The organism is Aeromonas schubertii, from assembly GCF_000820105.1.
In the GTDB taxonomy this organism is placed as follows: Bacteria; Pseudomonadota; Gammaproteobacteria; order Enterobacterales; family Aeromonadaceae; genus Aeromonas; species Aeromonas schubertii.
On sequence record NZ_CDDB01000028.1, the window covers coordinates 33,887 to 58,247 of the forward strand.

At 61.2% G+C, this 24,361-nt stretch carries 26 protein-coding genes; 9 read left to right on the plus strand and 17 right to left on the minus strand.

The genetic code is table 11. The features are described from left to right. Positions 1 to 2 precede the first annotated feature (2 nt). Both rsxB and rsxA read right to left on the minus strand, forming a co-directional pair. Entirely contained in the window at positions 3 to 560 is a 558-nt protein-coding gene (rsxB, locus tag BN1133_RS05320) for an electron transport complex subunit RsxB (protein ID WP_050665513.1), read from the minus strand. Positions 561 to 564: 4 nt separating this feature from the next. Beyond that, positions 565 to 1,146 carry an electron transport complex subunit RsxA gene (gene rsxA / locus BN1133_RS05325; RefSeq protein ID WP_005362397.1) on the minus strand — a complete coding sequence of 194 codons (582 nt, stop codon included), beginning with the start codon at positions 1,144 to 1,146 and terminating at the stop codon, positions 565 to 567. 115 nt (positions 1,147 to 1,261) lie between these two features. Here rsxA and BN1133_RS05330 point away from each other — a divergent pair, with 115 nt between their 5' ends. Further along, the gene (locus BN1133_RS05330; protein ID WP_050665514.1) at positions 1,262 to 2,152 is read left to right on the plus strand and encodes a DMT family transporter; all 891 of its coding nucleotides are present in this window, start codon (positions 1,262 to 1,264) and stop codon (positions 2,150 to 2,152) included. Here the strand turns inward: BN1133_RS05330 and BN1133_RS05335 are convergent. Next, positions 2,149 to 3,189 carry a glycosyltransferase family 9 protein gene (locus BN1133_RS05335; protein ID WP_050665515.1) on the minus strand — a complete coding sequence of 347 codons (1,041 nt, stop codon included), beginning with the start codon at positions 3,187 to 3,189 and terminating at the stop codon, positions 2,149 to 2,151. The two genes, BN1133_RS05330 and BN1133_RS05335, sit on opposite strands and share 4 nt — an antisense overlap. A 169-nt stretch (positions 3,190 to 3,358) precedes the next feature. Here BN1133_RS05335 and BN1133_RS05340 point away from each other — a divergent pair, with 169 nt between their 5' ends. Further along, positions 3,359 to 3,844, plus strand: a complete 486-nt coding sequence (locus BN1133_RS05340; RefSeq protein ID WP_050665516.1) for an ATP-dependent zinc protease family protein — start codon at positions 3,359 to 3,361, stop codon at positions 3,842 to 3,844. A gap of 56 nt (positions 3,845 to 3,900) precedes the next feature. Here the strand turns inward: BN1133_RS05340 and BN1133_RS05345 are convergent, their stop codons facing one another. From BN1133_RS05345 to BN1133_RS05355, 3 genes are read right to left on the minus strand one after another with little or no spacing between them, the layout of a single operon-like run. Further along, positions 3,901 to 5,433: a tripartite tricarboxylate transporter permease gene (locus tag BN1133_RS05345; protein WP_050665517.1), complete on the minus strand. Its 1,533-nt coding sequence runs from the start codon at positions 5,431 to 5,433 to the stop codon at positions 3,901 to 3,903. Positions 5,434 to 5,442: 9 nt separating this feature from the next. After that, positions 5,443 to 5,874: a tripartite tricarboxylate transporter TctB family protein gene (locus BN1133_RS05350; RefSeq protein ID WP_050665518.1), complete on the minus strand. Its 432-nt coding sequence runs from the start codon at positions 5,872 to 5,874 to the stop codon at positions 5,443 to 5,445. A 15-nt stretch (positions 5,875 to 5,889) separates the two neighbouring features. After that, positions 5,890 to 6,870 (minus strand): Bug family tripartite tricarboxylate transporter substrate binding protein, encoded by a 981-nt coding sequence (locus BN1133_RS05355; protein ID WP_050665519.1) that lies wholly within the window; start codon positions 6,868 to 6,870, stop codon positions 5,890 to 5,892. A 131-nt stretch (positions 6,871 to 7,001) separates the two neighbouring features. Between BN1133_RS05355 and tctD the strand changes: the two genes are divergently transcribed. Together tctD and BN1133_RS05365 are read left to right on the plus strand one after the other, a co-directional pair. After that, on the plus strand, positions 7,002 to 7,670 hold the full coding sequence (tctD, locus tag BN1133_RS05360) for a transcriptional regulator TctD (protein ID WP_050665520.1): 669 nt from the start codon (positions 7,002 to 7,004) through the stop codon (positions 7,668 to 7,670). Between the two features lie 43 nt (positions 7,671 to 7,713). Continuing rightward, complete coding sequence (locus BN1133_RS05365) at positions 7,714 to 9,099, plus strand: sensor histidine kinase (protein ID WP_082177914.1); 1,386 nt, start codon at positions 7,714 to 7,716, stop codon at positions 9,097 to 9,099. Between the two features lie 18 nt (positions 9,100 to 9,117). Here the strand turns inward: BN1133_RS05365 and BN1133_RS05370 are convergent, their stop codons facing one another. From BN1133_RS05370 to BN1133_RS05390, 5 genes are all read right to left on the minus strand, one after another. Next, on the minus strand, positions 9,118 to 9,597 hold the full coding sequence (locus BN1133_RS05370) for a thioredoxin family protein (RefSeq protein ID WP_050665521.1): 480 nt from the start codon (positions 9,595 to 9,597) through the stop codon (positions 9,118 to 9,120). A gap of 88 nt (positions 9,598 to 9,685) precedes the next feature. Continuing rightward, entirely contained in the window at positions 9,686 to 11,350 is a 1,665-nt protein-coding gene (asnB, locus tag BN1133_RS05375; RefSeq protein ID WP_050665522.1) for an asparagine synthase B, read from the minus strand. 157 nt (positions 11,351 to 11,507) lie between these two features. Beyond that, positions 11,508 to 11,882 carry a cupin domain-containing protein gene (locus BN1133_RS05380; protein ID WP_050665523.1) on the minus strand — a complete coding sequence of 125 codons (375 nt, stop codon included), beginning with the start codon at positions 11,880 to 11,882 and terminating at the stop codon, positions 11,508 to 11,510. 52 nt (positions 11,883 to 11,934) lie between these two features. Beyond that, on the minus strand, positions 11,935 to 13,563 hold the full coding sequence (locus BN1133_RS05385) for a cation:proton antiporter family protein (RefSeq protein ID WP_050665524.1): 1,629 nt from the start codon (positions 13,561 to 13,563) through the stop codon (positions 11,935 to 11,937). 14 nt (positions 13,564 to 13,577) lie between these two features. Beyond that, complete coding sequence (locus BN1133_RS05390; protein ID WP_050665525.1) at positions 13,578 to 14,327, minus strand: HAD-IIA family hydrolase; 750 nt, start codon at positions 14,325 to 14,327, stop codon at positions 13,578 to 13,580. A gap of 128 nt (positions 14,328 to 14,455) precedes the next feature. Between BN1133_RS05390 and BN1133_RS05395 the strand changes: the two genes are divergently transcribed. Both BN1133_RS05395 and BN1133_RS05400 read left to right on the plus strand, forming a co-directional pair. Continuing rightward, positions 14,456 to 15,475: an adenosine deaminase gene (locus tag BN1133_RS05395; protein WP_050665622.1), complete on the plus strand. Its 1,020-nt coding sequence runs from the start codon at positions 14,456 to 14,458 to the stop codon at positions 15,473 to 15,475. A 58-nt stretch (positions 15,476 to 15,533) separates the two neighbouring features. After that, complete coding sequence (locus BN1133_RS05400) at positions 15,534 to 16,511, plus strand: LpxL/LpxP family acyltransferase (RefSeq protein WP_050665526.1); 978 nt, start codon at positions 15,534 to 15,536, stop codon at positions 16,509 to 16,511. Between the two features lie 36 nt (positions 16,512 to 16,547). Here the strand turns inward: BN1133_RS05400 and BN1133_RS05405 are convergent, their stop codons facing one another. After that, on the minus strand, positions 16,548 to 17,099 hold the full coding sequence (locus BN1133_RS05405) for a glycine zipper 2TM domain-containing protein (RefSeq protein WP_050665527.1): 552 nt from the start codon (positions 17,097 to 17,099) through the stop codon (positions 16,548 to 16,550). Positions 17,100 to 17,257: 158 nt separating this feature from the next. On the opposite strand from BN1133_RS05405, the gene BN1133_RS05410 reads away from it, so the two are divergent. Then, the gene (locus tag BN1133_RS05410) at positions 17,258 to 18,202 is read left to right on the plus strand and encodes a DMT family transporter (protein WP_050665528.1); all 945 of its coding nucleotides are present in this window, start codon (positions 17,258 to 17,260) and stop codon (positions 18,200 to 18,202) included. Here BN1133_RS05410 and cspD read toward each other — a convergent pair. Further along, positions 18,199 to 18,417, minus strand: a complete 219-nt coding sequence (cspD, locus tag BN1133_RS05415) for a cold shock-like protein CspD (protein ID WP_050665529.1) — start codon at positions 18,415 to 18,417, stop codon at positions 18,199 to 18,201. The genes BN1133_RS05410 and cspD overlap by 4 nt on opposite strands. Positions 18,418 to 18,643: 226 nt before the next feature. On the opposite strand from cspD, the gene clpS reads away from it, so the two are divergent. Together clpS and clpA are read left to right on the plus strand one after the other, a co-directional pair. Beyond that, complete coding sequence (gene clpS, locus BN1133_RS05420) at positions 18,644 to 18,961, plus strand: ATP-dependent Clp protease adapter ClpS (protein WP_050665530.1); 318 nt, start codon at positions 18,644 to 18,646, stop codon at positions 18,959 to 18,961. A 51-nt stretch (positions 18,962 to 19,012) separates the two neighbouring features. Continuing rightward, a complete protein-coding gene (clpA, locus tag BN1133_RS05425; protein WP_050665531.1) occupies positions 19,013 to 21,268 on the plus strand; it encodes an ATP-dependent Clp protease ATP-binding subunit ClpA in 2,256 nt (751 codons plus the stop codon). Between the two features lie 54 nt (positions 21,269 to 21,322). Here the strand turns inward: clpA and infA are convergent, their stop codons facing one another. The 4 genes from infA to BN1133_RS05445 form a co-directional block, all read right to left on the minus strand. Further along, positions 21,323 to 21,541 carry a translation initiation factor IF-1 gene (infA, locus tag BN1133_RS05430; RefSeq protein WP_005300033.1) on the minus strand — a complete coding sequence of 73 codons (219 nt, stop codon included), beginning with the start codon at positions 21,539 to 21,541 and terminating at the stop codon, positions 21,323 to 21,325. 68 nt (positions 21,542 to 21,609) lie between these two features. Further along, positions 21,610 to 22,326: an arginyltransferase gene (locus tag BN1133_RS05435; RefSeq protein ID WP_050665532.1), complete on the minus strand. Its 717-nt coding sequence runs from the start codon at positions 22,324 to 22,326 to the stop codon at positions 21,610 to 21,612. Continuing rightward, positions 22,319 to 23,029, minus strand: a complete 711-nt coding sequence (gene aat, locus BN1133_RS05440) for a leucyl/phenylalanyl-tRNA--protein transferase (protein WP_050665533.1) — start codon at positions 23,027 to 23,029, stop codon at positions 22,319 to 22,321. Before aat ends, BN1133_RS05435 begins: the two co-directional genes overlap by 8 nt. Before the next feature lie 81 nt (positions 23,030 to 23,110). Beyond that, on the minus strand, positions 23,111 to 24,352 hold the full coding sequence (locus tag BN1133_RS05445) for a diguanylate cyclase (RefSeq protein WP_050665534.1): 1,242 nt from the start codon (positions 24,350 to 24,352) through the stop codon (positions 23,111 to 23,113). Positions 24,353 to 24,361 lie beyond the last annotated feature (9 nt).

The window sequence follows — 24,361 nt, forward strand, 5'->3', positions numbered from 1 at the left end:
GACTACTCCACCACCTTGACCGGGATCGACTGCAGGTCCCACTTCCAGTTGTCGACCGTGGTCGGCACCGGCACCATCTCGATGCAATCGGTGGGGCAGGGGGCGACGCAGAGGTCGCAGCCGGTGCATTCGTCCTGGAGTATGGTGTGCATCGCCTTGGTGGCGCCTATGATGGCATCGACCGGACAAGCCTGGATGCACTTGGTGCAGCCGATACATTGATCTTCATGAATAAAGGCAACCTTGCGCACCGGGTTGGCGCTCTCTTCGCCGCCCAGGGGTTGGGGCTCGACCCCCATCAGCTCGGCTATCTTGCGCATGGTGGGCTCACCGCCGGGGACGCACTTGTTGATGGCATCGCCGCCTGCGAGCGCCTCGGCGTAGGGCTTGCAACCGGGATAGCCACACTGACCGCACTGGGTCTGGGGCAAGAGGGCATCGAGCTGATCGACGATGGGGTCCGCCTCGACCCGAAAGTGGACGGCGGCAAACCCCAGGATCACCCCGAAGGCGACCGCCAGCAGGGTCAGCACCAGTATGACAAAAATAATATGAATCATGAGGTTACATCTTTATTAGGCCACTAAAGCCCATAAAGGCCAGGGACATCAGGCCGGCGGTGATCATTGCGATGGAGACGCCCTTGAAGGGCGCCGGCACATCGGCGGCCACCAGGCGTTCACGCATGGCGGCAAAGAGCACCAGTACCAGCGAGAAACCGAGAGCGGCCCCAAAGCCGTAAAGTACGCTCTGGAAGAAGTCGTGCTGGCTGTTGACGTTGAGCAGCGGCACGGCGAGTACGGCGCAGTTGGTGGTGATGAGAGGGAGAAAGATCCCGAGCAGTCGATAGAGGGCCGGGCTCGATTTGTGCACCACCATCTCGGTAAATTGCACCACCACGGCGATCACCAGGATGAAGGCGAGAATGCGCAGGTAACCGATGCCCAGCGGCAGCAGTATGTAGTGCTCGACCAGATAGGCGCAGGCGCTGGCCAGGGTGATGACGAAGGTGGTCGCCAGTCCCATGCCGATGGCGGTCTCGAGCTTGCTCGACACACCCATGAAGGGGCAGAGGCCGAGAAACTTGACCAGTACATAGTTGTTGACCAACACGGTGCTAATCAACAAGAGTAGGTATTCAGTCATCAGGGTATCAGCGTTTTCGGAGTAAAACGGCAGATATTATCTGATGTAACTCTTCGCTAAACAACTCTGCCGGGGCAGGGTTATTCAGCAAATCCCTATTTTCACGGAGGAAATCGTGCGTCTTCTGCCCATGTTGGCCCTCACCTTGGCCATGTTGCTGTGGGGCAGCTCCTTTATCGCCCTCAAGCATGTGCTCGGGGTGTGGGAGTTTGGTCAGGTGCTCTTCATGCGGATGCTTGTAGCGGGGCTGTGCTGGCTGCTCTTGTGGCGACACCTGTGGCGCTTTACCTATCAGGCCGGAGACTGGCGCTGGCTGGCACTGCTTGGCACCCTCGAGCCCTGCCTCTACTTCCTGCTCGAGGTCAATGCCCTGCGCTATACCAGTGCCGGACAGGCGGGCATGGTGTGTGCCCTGCTACCGTTGTTGGTGGCCATGGTTGCCTACCTGCTGCTCGGGGAGCGTATCTCGCGCCGGCAATTGCTGGGTTGCATGATCGCCATCATCGGGGTAGTGGCCCTGAGCCTGGGGGGCGAGCAGGAGGCCAGTGCCCCCAACCCCTTGCTGGGTAACGCCCTGGAGATGCTGGCCATGCTCTGCGCCGCCACCTATTCGGTGGTACTCAAAAAGCTCTCCAGCCGCTATGGGGTGCTCCCCCTGACGGCCCTGCAAGCCTTCGTGGGCATCCTCTTTTTTGCGCCCTTTGCCTTCTCATCCCCCTGGCCTACAGCGTGGCGCCCCTTCGATCTCGCCGTGATCCTCTTTCTCGGCGCCTTCGTGACCCTGGGGGCTTATCTGCTCTACAACTGGGCGGTGACTCAGGTGAAGGTCACCCTGGCGGCGGCTTATGTTAACCTGCTGCCGGTCTTTACCCTTATCTTCGCCTATCTGCTGCTCGGTGAGCGGCTCACCCCTTTGCAGGGGATAGCCTGCCTCACCGTCTTGCTCGGCATTGCCGTAGGGCAGATGCCACTTCGCAGGCGCAAGTTGTTACCCGAACCCGGCTAACTGGCCCGTGAGAGGTGAGCCGGTTGCAGCCCCTGTAACCAGTTACCATCCAGGGGGATGTTCTCCCTGTCCGTCACCTCTTGATGGTGATGGTTGGCCCCCAGACACCCGTAGCGGCTCGGCGTGGTCTGGGTGTAGAGGGCGAGGCAGCGGACTCCGCTGGCAGCGGCCAGGTGCAAAGGGCCCGTATCGGCGCAGATAAAGAGGTGCAGGCCTGAGGTAAAGCGGGCCAGTGCCTCCAGGCTCTGCAGGCTGATGATCTCATCGCCCAGGTTGGGCTCGGGCAGAGTGGGGTCCTGGATATGGATGAGGTGAGCCGAGGGCATGTGGCTGCGTATTCGGCCGAGCAGATGTTGCCACTGCCTGTGGGTCAGCCCCTTGCCATCCCGGGCGCCGGTGAAGAAGCCGATCCGTACCGTCTCTCCTGACTGAACGGGCAGGGCCGCCTCCTTCCAGAGGCGAGGTGCGTGCTCCAGATAGCGAGGGGGGCTAGTGATCCCGAGCAGTTGCAGCGGGGTATGCGCATAATGCCAATCGTCGAGGGGGGTGATGGCCTCATCAAACAGCACATCCCCGTTCATTTCGTTAAATCCCCTCTTGTCGGAGGCTCGAATGCAGGCGGTGATCAGGTGATCCGTGCTGGAGGGGAAGGGGGTATAGACGCGATCGAAGGGGGTCTTGCGCAATGCGAGCAGGGCCTGCAACGAGGCAGTCAGCTTCCCCCAGCGGAAATGGAGGAGGTGGATGCGGCTGACGGTGAGCTCTTCGATGAAGGGGGTCATCAGCCCCGAGCTCTGCACCAGCTCAATGGTGGCATCGGGATAACGGGCCCGCAGTGCATGCAGAAAAGGCAGTTGGAAGATGGCATTGCCGATCCGGTTGGTGCTGCGTACCACCAGAATTCGGCGCACCTCTGTCTCTTCTCGCACGATGCGATTGCGTGAGGCAACCCAGCCCAGCAGGCGGCGCTCCCATCCCCGTGTGGCGCGGCGTCGGTAGGAATCAAATCGGCGCAGTTTATCTCTGAGAGTCGACATCTATCACCTTCTCCTTGTGCACCCGATGGCGGTCTGAAGGCAAGCTACTGAAACTTAACTCAATAAGCAATGATGGACGCGATTGTTTCATCACTTTGTGACATCACATCGATGGCCTCCCGCAAGAGGCTCGCGATGCTCTGTCCATCAGAAGAGAAAGGAGTGTGACATGAATCGTTGGAAGGGGTGGTGCATCGCCCTCATGTATGGCGTCAGTGCCCAGGCGGCCCCCGTCATCTATGGCTGGGCCGAGCGCGGGGTGCTCGAGCCGGCTGGCCTGATGATGGATCTCAAGCTCGATACCGGGGCCGATACCTCCTCACTCGATGCGCGGCAGCTGCGCGAGTTTGAGCGAGACGGGGAGCGCTGGGTCAGCTTCACGGTACGCGGTGAGGATAAAGAGGGGGCCAGAACGGTGCGAATAGAGCGGGAAGTGATCCGCTACGTCAAGGTACGAGGTGCCGGTGGAAGCGATAACCGACCGGTGGTGAGAATGGCTATCTGCATCGGCAATCGGCTGCTTGAGGACGAATTTACCCTCAACGATCGCAAGAAGATGAGCTATCCCGTGCTGATAGGCCGCAATACGCTGGCCCAGATGGATGCCGCCGTGGCGGCCAACCGCAGCTATACCCTCACTCCAGGGTGTCCCTGAATTGATTCCGACGAGTGCCGGCCCGCTGGACCGGCATCGCGTCATTGTGTGCCTCCTCAAGGGGGAGGGAGCGTCTGGCCAAAGGACTCCCTTGAGAGAGGGAGGCGCCGGCGCAGCAGGCGCACCAGGGGGGGCAGAACGATGACCAGCACCGCCAGCACCAGCAGGCTCTGGCTGATGGTGCTGCCCCACAGAATGCCGAGTTCGCCGTTGCTGATGGAGAGTGCCCGGCGCAGGTTTTGCTCCAGCATCTCCCCCAGCACGAAGCCCAGGATCAGCGGCGAGAGGGGGAAGTTGAGTTTGCGCAGCACATAGCCAAACACCCCGAGACCGGCCATCAGCAGCAGATCGAAGGTGGTGCTGTGCACCGCGTAGACCCCCACCGCCGAAACGGTGGCAATGGCCGGTGCCAGGAACCAGAGCGGGATGCTGAGCATGCGGGTGAACAACCCGATGAGGGGGATGTTCATGATGAGCAGCATGATGTTGGCCAGCAGCAGGGCGGCGATCAGCCCCCAGACGATGTCCGGCTGCTCGGTGAACAGTGTCGGTCCCGGGGTGATGTTATAGAGGGTCAGGGCCCCCATCATCACCGCCGTGGTGCCCGAACCCGGCACACCCAGGGTCAGCATGGGGATGAAGGAGCCACAGGCGGAGGCGTTGTTGGCCGCCTCGGGAGCCGCCACGCCGCGGATATCGCCCTGGCCGAAGGTGCCTTGCGGGCCGGCCAGGCGCTTCTCGGTCATGTAGGTGAGGGCGCTGGCGATGGTGGCGCCGGCCCCCGGCAGGATGCCGACGAAGAAGCCGGCGGTGGCCGAGCGCAGCATGGTGCCGGTGCACCGGGTCAGCTCGCGGAAGCTAAACAGCAGGCGACCGGTCTGGCGCACCAGCTGCTGACCCCCCTTGGTGTGCTCGAGCATTAGCAGAATTTCGCTCACCGAGAAGAGGCCGATCACCACCACGATGAACTGGATCCCGTCCGACAGGTGCACGCTGTCGAAGGTGAAGCGGTAGACGCCGGTGTTGGCGTCGACGCCGACGGTGGCGAGCCCGAGGCCAATCAGGGCGGCGAGGAAGGATTTGAGCGGGTTCTGGCTCATCATGCTGCCGAGGCAGGCGATGGCGAACACCATGAGGGCGAAGTACTCGGCCGGGCCGAAGGCGAGCGACCAGCGGGCCAGGGCCGGGGCGAACAGTATGATGCCGCCGATGGCGAGCAGGGAGCCGACGAACGAGCTCACCGCCGAGATGGAGAGGGCCACCCCGGCGCGCCCCTGCTTGGCCATGGGGTAGCCGTCGAGCGCCGTCATGATGGCGGCGGCGTCCCCCGGCACGTTGAGCAGAATGGAGGAGATCCGCCCGCCGTACTCGCAGCCGATGTAGACGGTGGCGAGCAGGATCAGGGCCGACTCGGGGGGCAGTTTCAGGGCAAAGGCGAGGGGCAGCAGGATCGCCACCCCGTTGATGGGGCCAAGCCCCGGCAGCAGCCCCACCACGGTGCCGACGAAGCAGCCGATGAGGGCGATCAGCAGGTTTTCGGGGGTGAGGGCCACCGCGAAACCTTGCGCGAGGTACATCCAGGTATCCATGACTACTCCTTAGGCCAGCCAGGCGCCGAGCGGCAGGGTGACATCCAGCAGCCGGTCGAAGGCGTAAAAGAGGCAGATGCCGAGTAGGGGCCCGGCGATGAGGGCGGCGCGCCAGCTGGCGCCAAACAGCCGCCCGACCACCACGGTGAGCAGGGTGGTGGCGAGCGGAAAGCCCAGCCACTCGAAGCCCCAGCCGTAGCTAAACAGGGCCAGCACCATGGCGGCGATGCGCAGCAGCGCGGGACGCGCCGGCCAGCTGGCCGGATCCGGCGTGCGCTTAAGCAGCAGCAGGGCGCAGCCGGCCATCAACAGGCTGATCACAAGCGGGAAGGGGCGCGGCCCCACCGGCTCGTAGCTGTATTCGCTGTGCAGCTGCCAGGCGAGGGCGGCGGCCCCCAGGCTCAGCAGCAGCCAGCACAGGGCAAACAGACGATCGCTCATGGTGCCGGCTCCCTCTTACTTGGCCAGACCGAAGGCCTTGGCCTGCTCGCGATAGTCGGCCACCTGGGCCTTGACGTAGCGGTCAAGCTCGTCGCCGGTGAGATCGAACGCGAACAGGCCGCGCTGATCACGCTGGGCCTTGAAGGCATCGCTCTTGGCCAGCTGATCGAAGGTCTGCTTCCACCATTGGTAGCCGGCGTCGCTTACCTTGGGGCCCACGTAGAAGCCGCGAATGACCGGCCACACCAGGTCATAACCCTGCTCCCTGGCGGTGGGAATGTCGGCCAGCTGGCCCGGCAGGCGATCCTTGGCAAACACCGCCAGTACCTTGAGCTTGTCGCCGCCAAGGTAGGGGACCATCTCGCTCAGATCGCCCGAGACCACCTGCACATGATTGCCAAGCAGGGCGGTCACCGGCTCGCCACCCCCTTCGAAGGCGACGTAGCGCATCTTGTGGGGATCGACCCCGGCCAGCTTGGCCAGCAGGGCGGCTTTCATCCAGTCCTGACTGCCGATGGAGGCGCCGGCACCGATCACCACGCTGTCGGGATTTTGCTTCAGGGTTGCGACCAGCTCCTTGAGGCTCTGGTAGGGGGCGTCGTGGCGCACCGCTATCATGCCGTAGTCGGTGCCAACGGCGGCCAGCCAGCGCACGTCATCGACCCCGTAACGGCCGAACTTGCCCTGGGAGAGGTTCAAGAGTGAACCACTCGAAAAGGCGACCACGGTACCGGCCTCGGCCGGGCGCTGGGCTACGATGGCGTTGTAGGCCACGGCGCCGACGCCGCCCGGCATGTAGGTGACGCGCATGGGCTTGTCGATGGCTCCGCTCTCTTGCAGGCTCACCTGCAGCAGTTTGCAGGTGAGGTCGAAGCCGCCGCCCGGTTTGGCGGGGGCGATGCACTCGGTGCGCGAGGGGGCTCCCTCGGCGGCGAAGGCGGGGTGACCGGCCAGCAGGGCCAGCAAGGTCAGGGCGTGAAGCGTTCCTTTTGTCATTGTTTTTTCTCCGTCAGGCGACCCCATGTCGCACTCTGTGACCCCGCCCGCTGGACGAGGTGATGCGAAATTGTTAAAACAGCCACCTTTCATTTACCTTTCATCGCGCCACGATGTTGCGGAGTTGTGACATGCGTCTCTTGTTGGCCGAGGACAATCACGAGCTGGCTCATTGGCTGAGTCGGGCGTTGGGCGACGCCGGGTTTGCCGTTGACTGGGCCGAGGACGGGGCGGCGGCGGATCACCTGCTGCAGCACGAGCAGTACGCCCTGGCGGTGCTCGATATCGAGATGCCGCGCAGGGGCGGGCTCGAGGTGCTGGCCCGACTGCGCCGCCGCGGGCAGGATCTGCCGGTGTTGCTGCTCACCGCCCACGGGGCGGTCGAGGATCGCATCCGCGGCCTGCAGGCGGGGGCCGACGACTACCTCGCCAAGCCGTTTGACCTCGGCGAGCTCGACGCCCGTCTGCGAGCCCTGCTGCGCCGCAGTCAGGGGGCTGTCAGCGCCGAGCAGCGCCTTGGCGCCCTCTGTTTGCACCCGGAAGGTTACTTCCTGGTGGGGGAGGTGCCGCTACCGCTCACCCCGCGTGAGCATGCCCTGCTCACCGTCCTGATGTACCGCCGCGGTCGCCCGGTGGCCAAGGGGCAACTGTTTGAGCAGGTGTTCACTCTGGGGGAGGAGGCGAGCCGGGAGAGCATCGATCTCTACATCCATCGCCTGCGCAAGAAGCTCGCCGGCAGCGGGGTGATGATCACCACATTGCGTGGCCTGGGCTACCTGCTCGAGGAGGCTGAGGATTAATCGCTCCCTGCTCGGCCAGCTACTGCTCTTCCTGGGGCTGCCCATGATGGTGCTGTGGGCACTCTCTACCTGGAGCAGTTACCACACTGCCCTGGCCGCGGCCACCCAGGCCTATGATCGCACCCTGCTCGCCTCGGCCCGCACCGTGGCCGAGCGTCTCGATGTGGCCGAAGGTAGATTACGGGTCGACGTGCCTTATGTGGTGCTCGACAGCTTCGAGCGCAACATGCGCGATCGCCTCTACTATCAGGTGCGTGGGCCCTCGCAGCGGGTCATCTCCGGCTATGAGGCGCTACCGGTACGACCGGCCGACACGCCGCTCACCGATCGCTATCCGGCGCTCGCCTATTTCTACGACGGGGAGTATCAGGGGGCGCCGATCCGTGCCGTCGCCCTGCTGCAGCCGGTGAACCAGGGCGGGGTTAGCGGCATGGCGACCATCACGGTGGCCGAGACCCTGCTCGGGCGCCGCCAGCTCGCCGAACAGCTGCTGTGGAGCGCATTCTTCTCCCAGGGGGCCCTGCTCTGTCTGACCTGGCTTATCGCCTACCTGCTGCTTAAGCGGCTGCTCACTCCCATGCGCCGTCTCTCGCGCGAGCTGCTCCGCCGCGACGCCGCCAACCTGGCACCGCTGCCGGACTTGCTCCCCTGGCAGGAGACCCGGCCGCTGATCCTCGCTTTCAACCGTCATCTGGAGAGATTGAGGCAGATGGTAACCCGCCAGGAGCGTTTCAGCGCCGATGCCGCGCATCAGCTGCGAACCCCCCTGGCCGTACTCAAGACCCAGGTGGCCGTGGCCCAGGCGAGCACCGATCCCAAGGCCGAGCTCGTCGCCATGGTGCACACCCTGGACCGCACCATAGGGCTGACCGAGCGACTGCTCACTCTGGCACGGCTCAAGGCCGACGAGTGTGCCGGCCGACGCACCCTTAACCCGTTGGATCTGGTGGCTCTGGTGCAGGAGGCCTGTTTCTCGCGACTGATGGCCGCTCGTACCCGGGGGATCGATCTCGGTTATGAGGGGGAGGCGCAGTGCATGGTGCCAGGAGAGCCTCTTCTGCTTGGAGAGCTGTGTGCCAACCTCATCGACAACGCCATCAAGTACACTCCGGCGCGGGGAATGGTGACGGTGCGGGTGCGGCGAGAGGCGGGGCGGGTCTGGCTTGAGGTGGAAGACTCGGGCCCCGGCATTGCGCCGGATGAGTGTGAGCGTGCCGCTCAACCCTTCGTACGACTCGAGCACGGAGGCGATCAGCCCGGGGCTGGCCTCGGTCTTGCCCTGGTGCGTGACATCGCCCATTACCATGGAAGCGGGCTCTCGCTCGAGCGGGGACCATCCCTTGGGGGGTTGCTGGCTCGAGTGGGACTGGGCGAGGGGGCCGCCCCTTCCCCGACGCCTTCTCACCCTGATCTTGGGGCCATCCCATGACGGACAGGCCCGTCGGGGTTACCACTTGGCGAAGTAGTCGACAAAGCGGACAAACTTGTCGCGGCTGTAGCTGTCCCCCTGCTCGAGCAGTCCTGTGTTGACTGACTCGATCAGGGTGCCATTTTTGTCCAGGATGAAGAAGTGGGGTACCCCCTGAAACTCGGGATAGACGCTCAAGAAATGGGTGTTCTTGTTTTCGTCGCTCACATTGACCTTGATCACGACGAAGGTGTCGGTGAAGGCCTTGGCGAGGTGCGGGTCGGCATCGAGAAAACGGTTCATCTCCTTGCACCAGCGGCACCACTCTCCTCCGATAAACAGCAAGATTTTCTTCTTCTCCATCGACGCCTTGAGGCGTGCTCCGCTGAGATCGTTCAACGGATTGCGGGCGGGATCGTAAGCCTGGCTGTAGCCGGGCTGACCATCGGCCCAGCCGGCGGCCAGGGTCGGGAGGGGCAGCAGGGCACAGGCGAGCAGCAGGGCGGTGAGGGATTTCATCCTTACATCCTTGTGGTTGGCAAGAGGGTTCAGGCTAGCAGGGCGGCACAAAAACAACCACCCCCGCCAAGGCGGGGGTGGGTCTCTATCAATAGGCCTGCTGATGCACATCGAGGACGGCGCGTCCCGACGGGTCGGCCATCTCCTTGAACTTGGCATCCCACTCCAGTGCAGTGGGGGTAGAGCAGGCGACCGACTTGCCGTAGGGCACGGTGCGGGCGGCCGATTCGAGCGGGAAGTGCTCCTCGAAGATGGCCCGGTAGTAGTAGGCCTCCTTGGTGAGCGGGGTGTTGACCGGGAAGCGATAGGCGGCGGCCTCGAACATCTGATCGGTTACCTCCTTCTCTACCATGGCTTTGAGGCTGTCGATCCAGGAGTAGCCGACGCCGTCGGAGAACTGCTCCTTCTGGCGCCATGCCACCTCATGGGGCAGCAGCTCGCCAAACACCTCGCGCAGGATATGCTTTTCTATCTTGCCATTGCCGCACATCTTGTCGACGGGATTGAGGCGCATCGCCACATCCATAAACTCCTTGTCGAGGAAGGGCACGCGACCCTCCACGCCCCAGGCGGCCATGGATTTGTTGGCGCGCAGGCAGTCATACAGATGCAAGGCGTCGAGCTTGCGCACCGTCTCTTCATGGAATTCGCGGGCGTTGGGGGCCTTGTGGAAGTAGAGGTAGCCGCCAAACAGCTCGTCAGAGCCCTCGCCCGAGAGCACCATCTTGATGCCCATCGCCTTGATATAGCGGGCCATCAGGTACATGGGGGTGGAGGCTCGGATGGTGGTGACGTCATAGGTCTCGAGGTGATAGATGACGTCCCGCAGGGCATCGAGCCCCTCCTGCACCGTGAAGTGGATCTGGTGGTGTACTGTGCCCAGGTGATCGGCCACCTTCTGGGCGGCGGCAAGATCCGGCGAGCCCTTGAGACCGACCGCGAAGGAGTGCAACTGGGGCCACCAGGCCTCGCTTTGGCCATCGTCCTCGATGCGGCGCGCCGCATAGAGTTTGGTGATGGCGGAGATAACGGACGAATCCAGACCGCCGGAGAGCAGCACGCCGTAGGGGACGTCGCACATCAGCTGGCGTTTGACCGCCGCTTCCAGGGCGGCTTTCAGCTCGGCCTTGTCACTGACCTTGTGTTCGACCGCCTCATAGCTCATCCAGTCACGCTGGTACCATTTTTTGAGCTCGCCATCCTTGCTCCATAGGTAGTGTCCCGGCGGAAACGTCTCGACGCTCTTGCACACCGGCACCAGCGCCTTCATCTCGGAGGCGACGTAGAAGTTGCCGTGCTCGTCGCGCCCGGTATAGAGGGGGATGATCCCCATGTGGTCGCGACCGATGAGGTAGGCATCTTGCTCGGCGTCATAGAGGATAAAGGCGAAGATGCCGTTGAGATCGTCCAAAAAGGCGGGCCCCTTCTCCTTGTAGAGGGCGAGCAGCACCTCGCAATCGGAGTGGGTCTGAAACTGGAAATCGACCTTGAGGTTCTTCTCCAGCTCCTTGTGGTTGTAAATCTCGCCGTTGACCGCCAGCACATGGGTGCGCTCGGGGTTGTAGAGGGGCTGGGCGCCGTTGCCCGGATCGACGATGGCCAGGCGCTCGTGCACCAAAATGGCCTTGTCGGTGCTGTAGACGCCGGACCAGTCGGGCCCGCGGTGACGCAATCGCTTGGACATCTCGAGGGCCGATTTGCGAAGGGCCGCTGCATCAGACTTGATGTCCAGAATACCGAAGATGGAGCACATCGATGTAAATCCTCTTTATTTTTGTAGGGCCCCCCACGTTTGGGCCCGAAAGTCCGTTTACATTCCTCGCCCCTCACAATGCCAGAGCAAGGCTCTTTTGCAAACAGAAAAGCCGGATAATATCCGGCTTCTCTTGGGGACCTCCTGGTGGAGAGGATCAGCTCTGATCGCTCGGCTCGAAGATGACGTAGATCTTGCGGCAGGTCTCGATGGTCTCCCAGGTGCCGCGAAAACCGGCCGGGATGACGAACTGATCCCCGGCGACCAGGATCATGCTGTTGCCCTCCTGATCCGACAGTTGCACCTTGCCCTCGAGCAGGTGGCAAAACTCGTGCTCGCTATAACGAACCTCCCAACTGCCCGGTTCGCCCTGCCAGATCCCGGCATGAAACTGGGCGCTCGGGTCCGAGTAGTGGTTCCAGAGCAGTTGCTTGGGATCCCCGGCGATGAGGCGATCTTCGGCCGGGTAGAGGGGTTGGGGGGGGACTGACTCGGAGAAGAGCACGAGATCGCTGATGAGGGGGGATGACATGGAACCTCCTTGGCCGTGGATGAAGGGGGGCATCATGCCCCCGTTTAGTATTCTAACCACCTTCGACCTTAGCGGTCTGGCCGTCACTTGCCAAGGGGTCACGTTCCTCAAAGGGACGCAGCTCACGCATGACATGACGGGCAAAACCGCTACCCGCTTCGTTATAGACGTTGAAGACGGCGTCGATCCCCTGCTCGAGCAGGGAGGGGATGTCATCTTCGAAGCGGACAATGGCGGCGATGCGCCCACTAAAACCGTGGCTGCGCAGCTTGTCGACCGCATAGAGGTTCCCGGAGTGGTGAGGCATGGCGAGCAGCACCAGAGAGACCTGGTTGGAGAGCAGCACCTTGTCCCAGAAATCGGTGTCGGTGGCATCCCCTTCGATGACGTTGAGGCCACGCTCACGCAGCCCCGGCAGTTTGCTGCTGTCGTTCTCCACCCCGAGCACGACCGGACCGTGACGACGCTCCAGCTCGGCATAGGCACCCTGACCGATACGCCCCATGCCGAGGATGATGACCTGGGCATCGCCCAGCTCTATGGGTCTGTCCTCAGGGTGCAACATGGCGGTCTGCCAGCGCCGCAGGCGATCCCCGAAGCGGTGATAGAGGCGTTCTCCCATGCCGTTGAGGGGGGCGGAGATCATGAAGCTGGCCGCCAGCATCAGGGAGATGGCCACCAACCACTCCGCAGGCAGCCAGCCCGCCTTGGTGGCAATGGCGCCGACGATGAGGCCGAATTCGGAGAAGTTGGCCAGGGCCAGGGTAGAGAGCAGGGCGGTGCGAACCCTCAGATGGGCGCTGCAGTAAACCACGTAGTAGAGCAGGCTCTTGAGCGGCAGCACCAGCAGCAAGATCGCCGCCATCAAGAGGGTGTCCGAGGTGGGCAACCCGTGCAGACCGATGGAGACGAAGAAGCAGACCAGGAAGAGATCTTTGAGGTTGAAGAGCGACTTGGCCAGGCCGCTCGAGGCGGGATGGCTGGCCAGCAGCATCCCCATCACCAGGGCACCGAGATCGGGTTTGAGGCCCACCAGCTCGAAGCCGCCGGCCCCCACCACCAGAGCCAGGAAGATCCCCATCAGCACCTGCAGCTCCCCGTGACCGGCCCGCTCGAGCAGCAGAAAGAGCAAGGGGCGCAGCAGGGGGAGCGCCAATACCCAAAGGGCCCACAGGCTCGGCAATTTGCCGCTCGAGACGGTGAGGAAGGCTACCGCGAAGAGATCCTGCAGCACCAGCACGCCGATGGCGAGGCGGCCGTAGAGGGCATTCATATCGCTTCGCTCCTCAAGCACCTTGACCGCGAAGACGGTGCTGGAGAAGGAGAGGGCAAAGCCGAGCAGCAGTGCCAGTTGCCAGTTGAGTTCGCTGGCCAGGGTGACGCCTACCCCCTTGCAAGCCAGTAATACCAGGGTAAAGAGCAGGGTCGAGAGCAGCATGTGCACGCTGGTGGTGCCCCACACCTCCCGCTTGAGCAGGGTCTTGACCTCCAGCTTGAGGCCGATGGTAAAGAGCAGCAGGGTGACCCCGAGGTCGGCCAGGGTGGTGAGGGTCTCACTGTGGGGGACATCGAGTCCCTTGAGGGCAAAGCCGGCGGCCAGATAACCGAGCAGGGGAGGCAGCTTGAGGAGGTTGGCCAGCATGCCGCAGCCGAAGGCCACGGCGATGATCATCAAATCCATGGTGTAACGGGTTCCTAAACGATGTCGATCTCGTTGACAGAGCCAAAGATATGGTTGGGACGAAACGGTACCTGATCGATATCCTCGGCACGACTCACGCCCGAGAGCACCAGTATGGTCTCGAGGCCCGCCTGGAAGCCGGCCAGAATATCGGTGCGCAGGTTGTCGCCGATGATGATGGTGCTCTCCGAGTGGGCCTCCATCCGGTTCAGTGCCGCACGGATGATCCAGGCGCTGGGCTTGCCCACATAAAACGGCTTCTTGCCGGTCATCCGCTCGATGGGGGCGCACAGGGCTCCGCAGGCCGGGTACATGTGAGGGCCGTGGGTATCGGGGTTGGTGGCGATAAAGCGTGCCCCCTGGGCCACGAACTTGGCACCCAGCTGCATCATGGACCAGTTGTAGTTGCGAGTCTCGCCCACCACCACGAAGTCGGGATCGATGTCGGTGATGGTAAATCCGGCCTTGTAGAGTTCGTGGGTCAGGGCCCCCTCACCGATCACATAGGCCTTCTTGCCGTCCTGGCGGCGCAGAAAGTCGGCGGTCCCCATGGCCGAGGTGTAAAAACACTCCTCGGGCACCTCGATGCCGGCGGAGCGGAAGCGGTTTTGCAGATCTTTCTGGGTCTGGGCCGGGTAGTTGGTCAGAAAGAGCAACTTGTGGCCCTGCTCGAGGAGGCGGTGGACAAAGCGATCGGCGCCGGGGATCAGGTCGTTGTTGTGCAAAATGACGCCGTCTATGTCACAAATAACACTTTTCTTCATACTGCCTCCTTGCGTGGCATGCCAGGGTGGAAGAACCTAGTCTATCAATCAGTTAGCTTCTTTGAAGCGGGGATTATAAGCCCGTTTGGCAACTGGGTTACAGCCGTTTTCTTGTGGAGGTGATGATGATGGAGACATTGATTGCCGAACTGCCCAAGGTTGAGCTGCATCTGCATATCGAGGGCACACTGGAGCCTGAGCTGGTCTTTGCGCTGGCCAGGCGTAACCATATTGAGCTGCCCTGGGGGTCGGTCGAGGCACTTCGCTCGGCGTACCGTTTCACAGACCTGCAGTCTTTTCTCGATCTCTACTATCAAAACGCGGCCGTCCTCTGCACGGCCCGCGACTTCTTTGATCTGACCCTGGCCTATCTGGAGCGCTGTCACCAGGAGAAGATCGTGCACACGGAGATCTTCTTCGATCCCCAGACCCACACCGAGCGGGGAGTCCCCTTCTCCGAGGTGATGGAGGGGCTGCTCGAGGCGCTTGACGAGGGGCAGCGCCGCTGGCAGATCAGCTCCCGACTCATTCTCTGCTTCTTGCGCCATCTTAGCGAAGAGTCCGCCTGGCAGACCCTGACAGAGGCCGAGCCCTGGCTCGACCGGCTGCACGGTTTTGGTCTGGACTCCGGCGAGCGGGGGAATCCGCCGGAGAAATTTGCCCGGGTCTTTGCCAGAGTCAGAGAGCTGGGTCTTCCCGTTGTCGCCCATGCGGGAGAGGAGGGGCCCGCCGGATATATCTGGCAGGCGATGGAACGACTCCAGGTACGGCGTATCGATCACGGGGTGCGCGCCATCGACGATCCCGAGCTGCTGGAGGCGCTGGCCCGCAGCCGACTGCCCCTGACGGTCTGCCCCCTCTCCAACCTGCGCCTGCAGGTGGTCAAAACGATGAGCGATCATCCCATGAGGCACTTGCTGGAGCACGGGCTCTGCGTGACGGTCAACTCCGACGATCCCGCCTACTTCGGTGGCTATCTCACGGCCAACTATCGGGCACTGGTGGAGGGGCTCTCCCTGAGTGCCGGGCAGGTGGTACAGCTGGCGCTTAACGGCGTCGAGGCGAGCTGGATGAGCGATGGGCAAAAGAGCCATTGGTGCGAGCAGATCCAGGGCATAGCCCGAGCGCACGGTGTTGGCGACCTTTGAGCAGAAGGGGGGGATCGGCTAGAATCTTCCCCCTATTGTATCGACTCTCTGAATTGCAATGAGCCAGATGGATCCTGTTTTCGACCACTCTTTTCACCGCGAGCTGCTCCACCCAAAACACTGGGGAGCCTGGCTCGGTGTCGGTGCGCTGCGCCTGATGGGCTATCTGCCTCCCCGTTTGCGCGATCGTCTGGGGGATCTCCTGGCCCCGCTGCTGGTGCGTCTCTCCAAGAAACAGTGCTATATCGCCCGCACCAACCTCGAGATCTGCTTCCCCCGGTTGAGCGGGGAAGAGCGTGAGGCCCTGCTGCACAAGTGCATGCGAGTGGGCATCAAGACCTTCGCCGGCTTTGGCGAGCTGAGCGTGCGCTCCCCCGACTATCTGGCATCACGCACCCGGATCAGCGGTTGGGAGCATGTGGAGGCCGCCAGGTTGGCGGGTCAATCGGTGATCTTCGTGGTGCCCCACACCTGGGCCATCGATTTTTGCGGACGCATCATCGATAATCGCCAGACCCTCTCCATGTGCACCATGATGAAGAGCGCCAAGAGCGCCGTGTTCGATCGCTACATCAACCGGGAGCGGGGACGCAACGGTGCCAAGATCTATGAACGCAGCGCCGGGCTCAAACCCATCATCAAACACCTCAGACAGCCGGGCAGCGGTTTTTATTATCTGCCGGACCAGGATCACGGGCGCGAGGCGAGCCTCTTTGTTCCCTTTTTTGGTATGGAGAAGGCGACCCTGCCGGCCTTGCCACGCCTGTGCAAGCTCACCGGTGCCCGTCCGCTGATGATGCTGGCCTGCTACGACGAGGCAAACCACGACTACGAACTGGTGATAGAGCCTCTGCCCGAGCCCTACCCGAGCGAGGATGTGACCCGGGATACTCTGGTGATGAATCAGGCGGTGGAGTCGCTGCTGACCCGCTATCCGGAGCAGTACATGTGGTTTCTCAAAATATTCCACACTCGTCCCGATACGGATGAGGGATTTTATGAACTCGGGATCCGCAAGGTGCGCGGCGAAATATGATGGCAAGCCCGGCGGTTGTCGGGCTTGCCCATCGCATCAGCCTGCAGCCGGGATGGCGGGAGCATCCAGCACCAGGCGTCCCTCCTTCACCGGTATGGTTTTGCCGGGCTGGTGCTGCATGCGTACCACCCCCTCCTGTCCGGCGAGGCGATAGGTCACGTCATAGCCAAGGGACTCCTGTGATTCCTTTTGCACGGTACGGCAGCGCTGCTCTTTCGTGGTGTAGGTATCGGCTTTTTGCATATTGCCCTGCACCTGATTGCCCGCATAGCCACCGGCGACAGCCCCTGCCGCCGTCGCCACCTTCTTGCCGCTGCCTCCGCCAAATTGGTGACCGATAACGCCCCCCAGAGCGGCGCCGACGACGGTGCCGACAATCTGGTGTTCATCCTTAACCGGTTTTCTGTGGGTGACGCTTACTTGCTCGCACACCTGTTGGGGCGTCTTGATGGTGCGGCTGACCGGCTTGACGCCGAGCACCTGGGCCACTTCAGGCTCTCGTTCGAACAGGTGGCTGCTGGCTACGGCAGAGAGGGTGAGGGCACTGGCCACGCCGACCAGCACGCCTCCCAACATGGACTTGTTCATGGTTTTTCCTTATCACTGGGTCTATCCCTATTGTCGACGGGGGCTGCCATGTCAGGTAGCTGAGCCCGGCGGCTATCCGACAGGGATTGTCTGCCCCGAATTTGAGTGGCGACCGGGGCTGTCTTAATATGGCGACATCCCTGTGTGAGTGTGTTCCCATGTCGTCTCTCTCCTTTCTCTTCCCCGTTTCCTGTATCGCCATCTGGGCCGGTAATGGCATCGTCAGCAAGATGGCGGTGCAACTGATGTCACCGGCTGCGCTGGCCTGGTCGCGCTGGCTGGTGGCGGCCCTGGTGTTGAGTCCCTGGCTGGGGCGCCGGGCCTGGCTGCTGCGGCACCGCCTGTTTCGCTGCGCCCCCAGGCTGGCGTTGCTCGCACTGCTTGGCATGGTACTTAACCAGACCTTCGGTTATTACGCCGCAACAACCCTGGGGGCGACCGAGATCAGCCTTATCATGGGTCTGACTCCCCTGATGACGGTGGTACTCAGCACCCTGTTACTGCGTGAGCGCCCCACTTGGGGCGCGCTGCTCGGTGGGCTGGTCTCTCTGGGAGGGCTGGTGGTGTTGCTGGGGCAGGGGGACCCGGCTCGGTTGCTGACCCATGGCATCTCCATCGGCTATGTCTACATGCTGCTCTCGGCGCTCACTTATGCGCTCTATAGCGTGCTGCTGCGCCGCTGGGTTCTGGGGCTCGACAACTGGATGATGCTCTACGGCCAGGTGCTGATGAGCCTGATGTTCCTGACCCCCTTCTTCTTCCTGGTGGATGGTCGCTTGCCGGGGTGGGAGAGCCTGTGGTTTGTGCTCTATGCCGGGGTCCCGACCTCGGCCCTCTCTCCCTGGCTCTGGATGCAGGGGATCTCCCTGCTTGGTGCCAGCAGAACGGCTATCTACATGAACTTGCTACCTGTGATGACGGCCGGGTTGGCGGTCACCCTGCTGGGAGAGCAATTGAGCTGGAGTCATCTGGTGGGGGGAGGCTTGACCCTGGCCGGAGTAATACTGGCCCAGGTGCAGCGCACGCCGGTGCTGTTTCCCGGAAACAAAACCGCCTCCCGAGGGAGGCGTGGCGACAAATCTGCTCGTGCTGCTTGTGATTAGATATTTTGTGCTTCTGTGGGCACAATGACGGATGCGTGGTTTCCCTTGGGGCCTTTTTGCAGTTCAAATTGGACAGACTGACCGGCCTTGAGTGTCTTGTAGCCATCCATCTGGATGGTGGAGTAGTGGGCAAAAATGTCCTCCCCACCCCCCTCCGGGCAGATGAAACCAAACCCTTTGGCGTTGTTGAACCATTTGACTGTTCCGGTTGCCATACATCTACATCCTTTTATTGATTACCCTAAAGTCGTTGAGTAACCTGCGCCCGCTCCATGTAAACTAGAAATATCTGGCCTCATCCGGGGGCAGATTAGCAAGTAACCAATCTAGTCCAAGAATCCGTCGAGTCAAGAAGTTGTTAACAAATCAGTGTGACCAGGTTAACAAAATCTGTTGACAAGTGCTTTTCTATTGATAGTAATCTTAAGGTGCCGGAGAAAGATGGCTAAACAGAAAGAACTCTTTGTAAATGAAGAGGTTGCTCAAGATTCCAAGGTTGATGTGCAACCGCCTCCCATGTACAAGGTGGTATTGAACAACGATGACTATACCCCTATGGATTTTGTGGTAGAGGTTTTGCAAAGGTTCTTCGGTATGGACTTGGATAAAGCGACTCAGGTGATGCTGAGTGTGCATTATAGTGGTAAGGGGATCTGTGGCGTGTTTACGGCCGAGATTGCCGAGACCAAGGTAGTTCAGGTCAATACCTATGCTCGAAAGAACGAACATCCACTGCTTTGTACCATGGAAAAGGCCTGATAAATGATCTGAATGACACCACGATAAGCTGTTGTATTAGGGGAGGTGCCTATGCTGAACAAGGATCTGGAAAGGACGCTGAATGAGGCATTCAAGTATGCCAGGGATGAGCGCCATGAGTTTATGACCGTTGAGCACCTGCTCTTGGCTTTGTTGGACAATCCTTCCGCCAAGGAGGCGTTGCTCTCCTGTGGTGCCGATGTCGATAACATGCGGCAGGAAATTGCCGCCTTCATCAACCAGACGACCCCTCTGCTGCCTCGCGACGATGAGGACAGAGAAACCCAACCCACCCTCGGATTCCAGCGCGTGCTGCAACGGGCAGTCTTCCACGTTCAATCGTCCGGTAATACCGAGGTCAGTGGCGCCAACGTGCTGGTCGCTATTTTCAGCGAGCAGGAGTCCCAGGCCGTCTACTTCCTGAAGAAGTCTGATATCAGCCGTCTCGATCTGGTTAATTTCCTCTCCCATGGGGTACGCAAGGAGAACAAGCCGGAGCAGGGCGGTCAGCAGGCTCAGGAAGGGGAGGATGATCTCTCCTCAGCCCAGATTGAGAGCTTTGCCACCAACCTCAACCAGTTGGTGCTTGAGGGTCGTATTGATCCCTTGATTGGCCGTGATCAGGAGCTCAACCGTACCATCCAGGTACTGTGCCGCCGGCGCAAGAACAATCCCCTGTTGGTCGGAGAGGCCGGTGTCGGCAAGACCGCGATCGCCGAGGGGCTCGCTTATCGCATCGTCAAGGGAGATGTGCCCGAGGTGATCGCCGGTAGCACCATCTATTCCCTGGACATGGGCTCACTGCTGGCGGGGACCAAGTACCGGGGCGATTTTGAGAAGCGCCTCAAGGTGTTGCTCAAGCAGTTGGAGCGTCAGGAGGGGGCCATCCTCTTTATCGACGAGATCCACACCATCATTGGGGCCGGTGCAGCCTCTGGCGGCCAGCTCGATGCGGCCAACCTCATCAAGCCGTTGCTCTCCAATGGGCTGCTCCGTTGCATCGGTTCGACCACCTATCAGGAGTACTCCCAGATCTTCGAGAAGGAGCACGCCCTGGCGCGGCGTTTCCAGAAGATCGACATCGTCGAGCCGAGCGTGGATGATACCACCCGCATCCTGATGGGCCTCAAGAGCCGTTATGAGCAGCACCACAATGTACGCTACACCGTCAAGGCGATGCGTGCCGCTGCCGAGCTGGCGGCCAAATATATCAATGATCGCCATCTGCCGGACAAGGCCATCGATGTGATCGACGAGGCGGGGGCCAGCCAGCGTATGCTGCCGGTGAGCAAGCGCAAGAAGGTGATCAATGTGCCCGAGATAGAGGCGATCGTGGCCAAGATTGCCAGGATCCCCGAGAAGTCGGTTTCGGCATCCGATAAAGAGGTCCTGAAGAACCTCGAGCGCAACCTCAAAATGGTGGTGTTTGGTCAGGACAGGGCTATCGAGGTGTTGACCGATGCTATTCGTCTGGCGCGCTCAGGGCTCGGTAACGAGCATCGCCCGGTGGGCTGCTTCCTGTTTGCCGGTCCCACCGGGGTGGGCAAGACGGAGGTCACCCAGCAGCTTGGCAAGGCGCTGGGGGTCGAGATGCTGCGTTTCGACATGTCCGAATACATGGAGCGTCATACCGTCTCGCGTCTCATCGGTGCTCCTCCGGGATACGTGGGTTTCGAGCAGGGGGGGCTGCTGACCGATGCCGTGATCAAGCATCCCCACTCTGTGGTGCTGCTCGACGAGATCGAAAAGGCCCACCCGGATGTCTTTAACCTGCTGCTGCAGGTGATGGACAACGGCACCCTGACCGATAACAACGGGCGCAAGGCAGATTTTCGCAATGTCATCCTGGTGATGACGACCAATGCCGGCGTGCAGGAGACCCAGCGCAAGTCCATTGGCTTCCAGCAGCAGGACATGAGCCATGATGCCATGTCGGTGATCAACAAGACGTTTACCCCGGAGTTTCGTAACCGTCTCGACCATATCATCTGGTTCAACCACCTCGATATGGAGGTGATCTATCAGGTGGTGGACAAGTTCATCGTCGAGCTGCAGGTACAACTGGATGCCAAGGGGGTCTCCCTCGAGATCACCGATGCGGCTCGCCACTGGTTGGCAGAGAAGGGATACGACAGGGCTATGGGGGCTCGTCCCATGGGGCGTGTCATTCAGGAGCAACTCAAGAAGCCGCTGGCCAACGAGATCCTGTTTGGTGCGCTGGTCGATGGCGGGGCCGTCAGAGTGGATCTGGGCAAGGAGGGGTTAACCTTCGACTTCCAGACCCAGCCTCTGACCGTACAACACTAAACCAACAACAAAAACCCCAACCGACTGGTTGGGGTTTTTGTATGAATTCCTGGCTTAGCGAGAGCGGAAAACGATGCGACCCTTGGAGAGATCGTAGGGGGTCAGGGCAACGGTTACCTTGTCACCGGTGAGGATACGGATGTAGTTCTTGCGCATCTTGCCGGAGATATGGGCGATCACCACGTGACCGTTCTCAAGTTCCACCCGGAACATGGTATTGGGCAGAGTCTCCAGAATGGTGCCCTGCATCTCAATACTGTCTTCTTTAGCCATTGAATCCTCTTGATAAGCCACAACAAAAAACGGCGAGATCATGCCGGATTTAAGGCTATGTGTAAAGTTTACTCGGGGATTGAGGGCACTTTTTTCCACTCTTTGCCGATGAGCAGCTCGTGGGGACGGTACTGGCTCTTGTAGTTCATCTTCTGGCAGTGCTCGACCAGATAGCCCAAATAGACCCAACTCCGGCCCGTCCGAGCGGCCAGCTCCAACTGACTCAGGATGGCAAAGACCCCCAATGAACGGCCCGCCTCTTCGGGATCGAAGAAGGTATACATGGCGCTCAAGGAGTGGGGCATCAGGTCGGTCACCGCGACGGCCAGCAGTTTCGAGCCAGAGCGAAACTCCATGTAGAGAGGGGGCATCCAGTGGCAGTGAAGAAATCCCTGATATTGGCTGCGGCTGGGGGGATACATGGTGCCATCGGCATGACGGCCACGAATATAGCGCTCGTAGAGTTCGTAATACTCGGGTTTGTCCTGATAGCTCAACACCACCTCAAGATCCCGGTTCTGTTGGCGGATACGTTTCTGGCGCTTGCTGGGGACAAACTCCTGGCTATGGATGCGAAGGGATTGGCAGGCCGAACAGGTGGGGCAGTGGGGGCGATAGATATCATTGCCACTGCGGCGAAAGCCGGCGCTGAGCAGTCGTTCATAGCCGTTGGGCGTGAGCAGGGAGTGATCCATTAACACCAGCAGCTGCTCTTGCCTGTCACCCAGATAACTGCAGGTGTGTTGCGGGGTCAGTCCAACCCGAAGGATCACTTCTTCAGTCATAGTGTACCTGCCTGGTAGTCCAGCAGCCGGCATGCAGCGGTTCGTGCTGCAGATGAGACAGGGCATCGAGAAAACGTCGCCGTGGCCACTCTTCAATGCCCATGGTGGCCAGAAAAGGGTTCTGCATCTGGGTGTCGATGAGGGCGCCGCCATGGGCGCAAAAGTGGCGACATAGGGCCATCAATGCCAGTCGTGCACCGCCGTCGATACGCGAGAAGATAGACTCGCCGCAGAAGACGCGGCCCAGGCTCAGTCCGTAGAGTCCTGCGACGGGCTCTCCCCCTTGCCAGATCTCGATGCTGTGAGCGTCACCCTGCTCATGGAGTCTCTTGTACGCGCTGATCATCTCGCTGCCAATCCAGGTTGAGTCGGCGGTACGCCGTGGTGCGGCGCACCCTTCGATGATCCTATTAAAGTCGCGATTGATCCAAATATCGAATTGGCCGCGACGCCACAGTCTGCGTGTGCTGCGTCCTTCGTGGATCTGCTCCGGGATCAGTACTCCACGGGGATCCGGTGACCACCAGAGGATGGGCCTGTGAGGCTCATACCAGGGGAAAATGCCGCGACGATAGGCCGCAAGCAGGCGGGGAGGGGTGAGATCACCGCCGATGGCGAGCAACCCGTTGGGCTCTTCGAGGGCGTGATCTACAGAGGGGAAATGCAGTGAGTGGGCATCCAGCTGGGTGAGATACATCGACATCCAAAGGGACCGATTACGAGCCATAGGGAGATAGTATCCAGCCGGTCCGCCTTTGTCACGGCACCGGCCTGCCCATGCCGGTTATGTGCACTCGGTGACTATCTTGTCGCGCCCCGTCCGCTTGGCGTGGTAGAGCAGTCGATCCGCCTCACTCAGGGCCTCGTCCATGGAGAGCCGCCCCACCTCGGTAACCCCGAAGCTGGCACGCACAAACAGAGGAACCTCACGAGCGAGAGGGAGTTGGCGCAGGTGCAGGCGAAGCCCCTCGAGGCGCTTGGCCAGTACCGGCACACTGCAGTGGGGGACCATAAGGGCAAACTCCTCGCCGCCGAAGCGGGCGATGAGTGCATCGGGGAAAAATTGGGTCAGTTGCTGGGTCAGGTGACAGAGCAGCTGATCCCCCACCGCATGACCCCAGTGATCGTTGACCTGCTTGAAGTGGTCCACATCCAGTACGCAGAGGGAGAGCTGGGTCTCTTGTTGCTGGAGCGCCTCAAACCATTTCATGCCCTCCCCAAACCAGTAGCGGCGATTATAGAGCCCGGTCAAATAATCCCGGTTGGCCGACTCCTGAATGCTGGTGAATTGCTCCAGGGCCTCCAGGTTGTGGCTGACACGGCATTGCAACTCCTCGGGCTCGAACGGTTGGTTGAGGAAGTCGTTGGCCCCCTGCTTGAGATAGCGGGCAGAGAGACCACGTTTGTCGGAGACCGAGATGCCAATGATGGCCAGACGCTGCTTGCTGTAGCGTTCACGCAGTATTCGCACCAGGCTGATACCGTCGATCTCGGGCATGTAGTAGTCGATCAGTGCCAGCCGAATGGCCGGGTTGGACTCGATGATGCCCAGCGCCTCTCGGGCATGTCCTGCCTCGTGAACCTGCAACAACTGCTTGCGCAGTTGGGCGGCGGTGCGGTGACGGGAAGTGCGTGAGTCGTCCACCACCAGCACCTCGATGCGCTGGTTGAGATAGAGTCGGTGGACCAGCCCCACGGCGTACTGCAGGGAGTGCCGTGAATCCTTCATCACGTAGTCGAGCACGCCGGCTTCGAGCCAGGCGTGGCGTTTCTCTTCGCTGATGTCGGCGGTGAGGATCACCACAGGCAGGCCGCGTTCGAGCAGTACATTGACCGCCTCTCCCCGGGGGGCATCAGGCAGTGTGAGGTCAACCAGCGCCACCACGTACTCTTCGCCGTGGCAGTGGCGGGCCCCCTCCAGGGTGTCATAGGCATCGATCTCCAGGCCCGTCTGCTGGGTGATGGCCTGGATCAACATGCGACGGACAGTCAGGCTGTCCTCGACGATCAGAATCTTCTGCTTCATCCGTGCTCT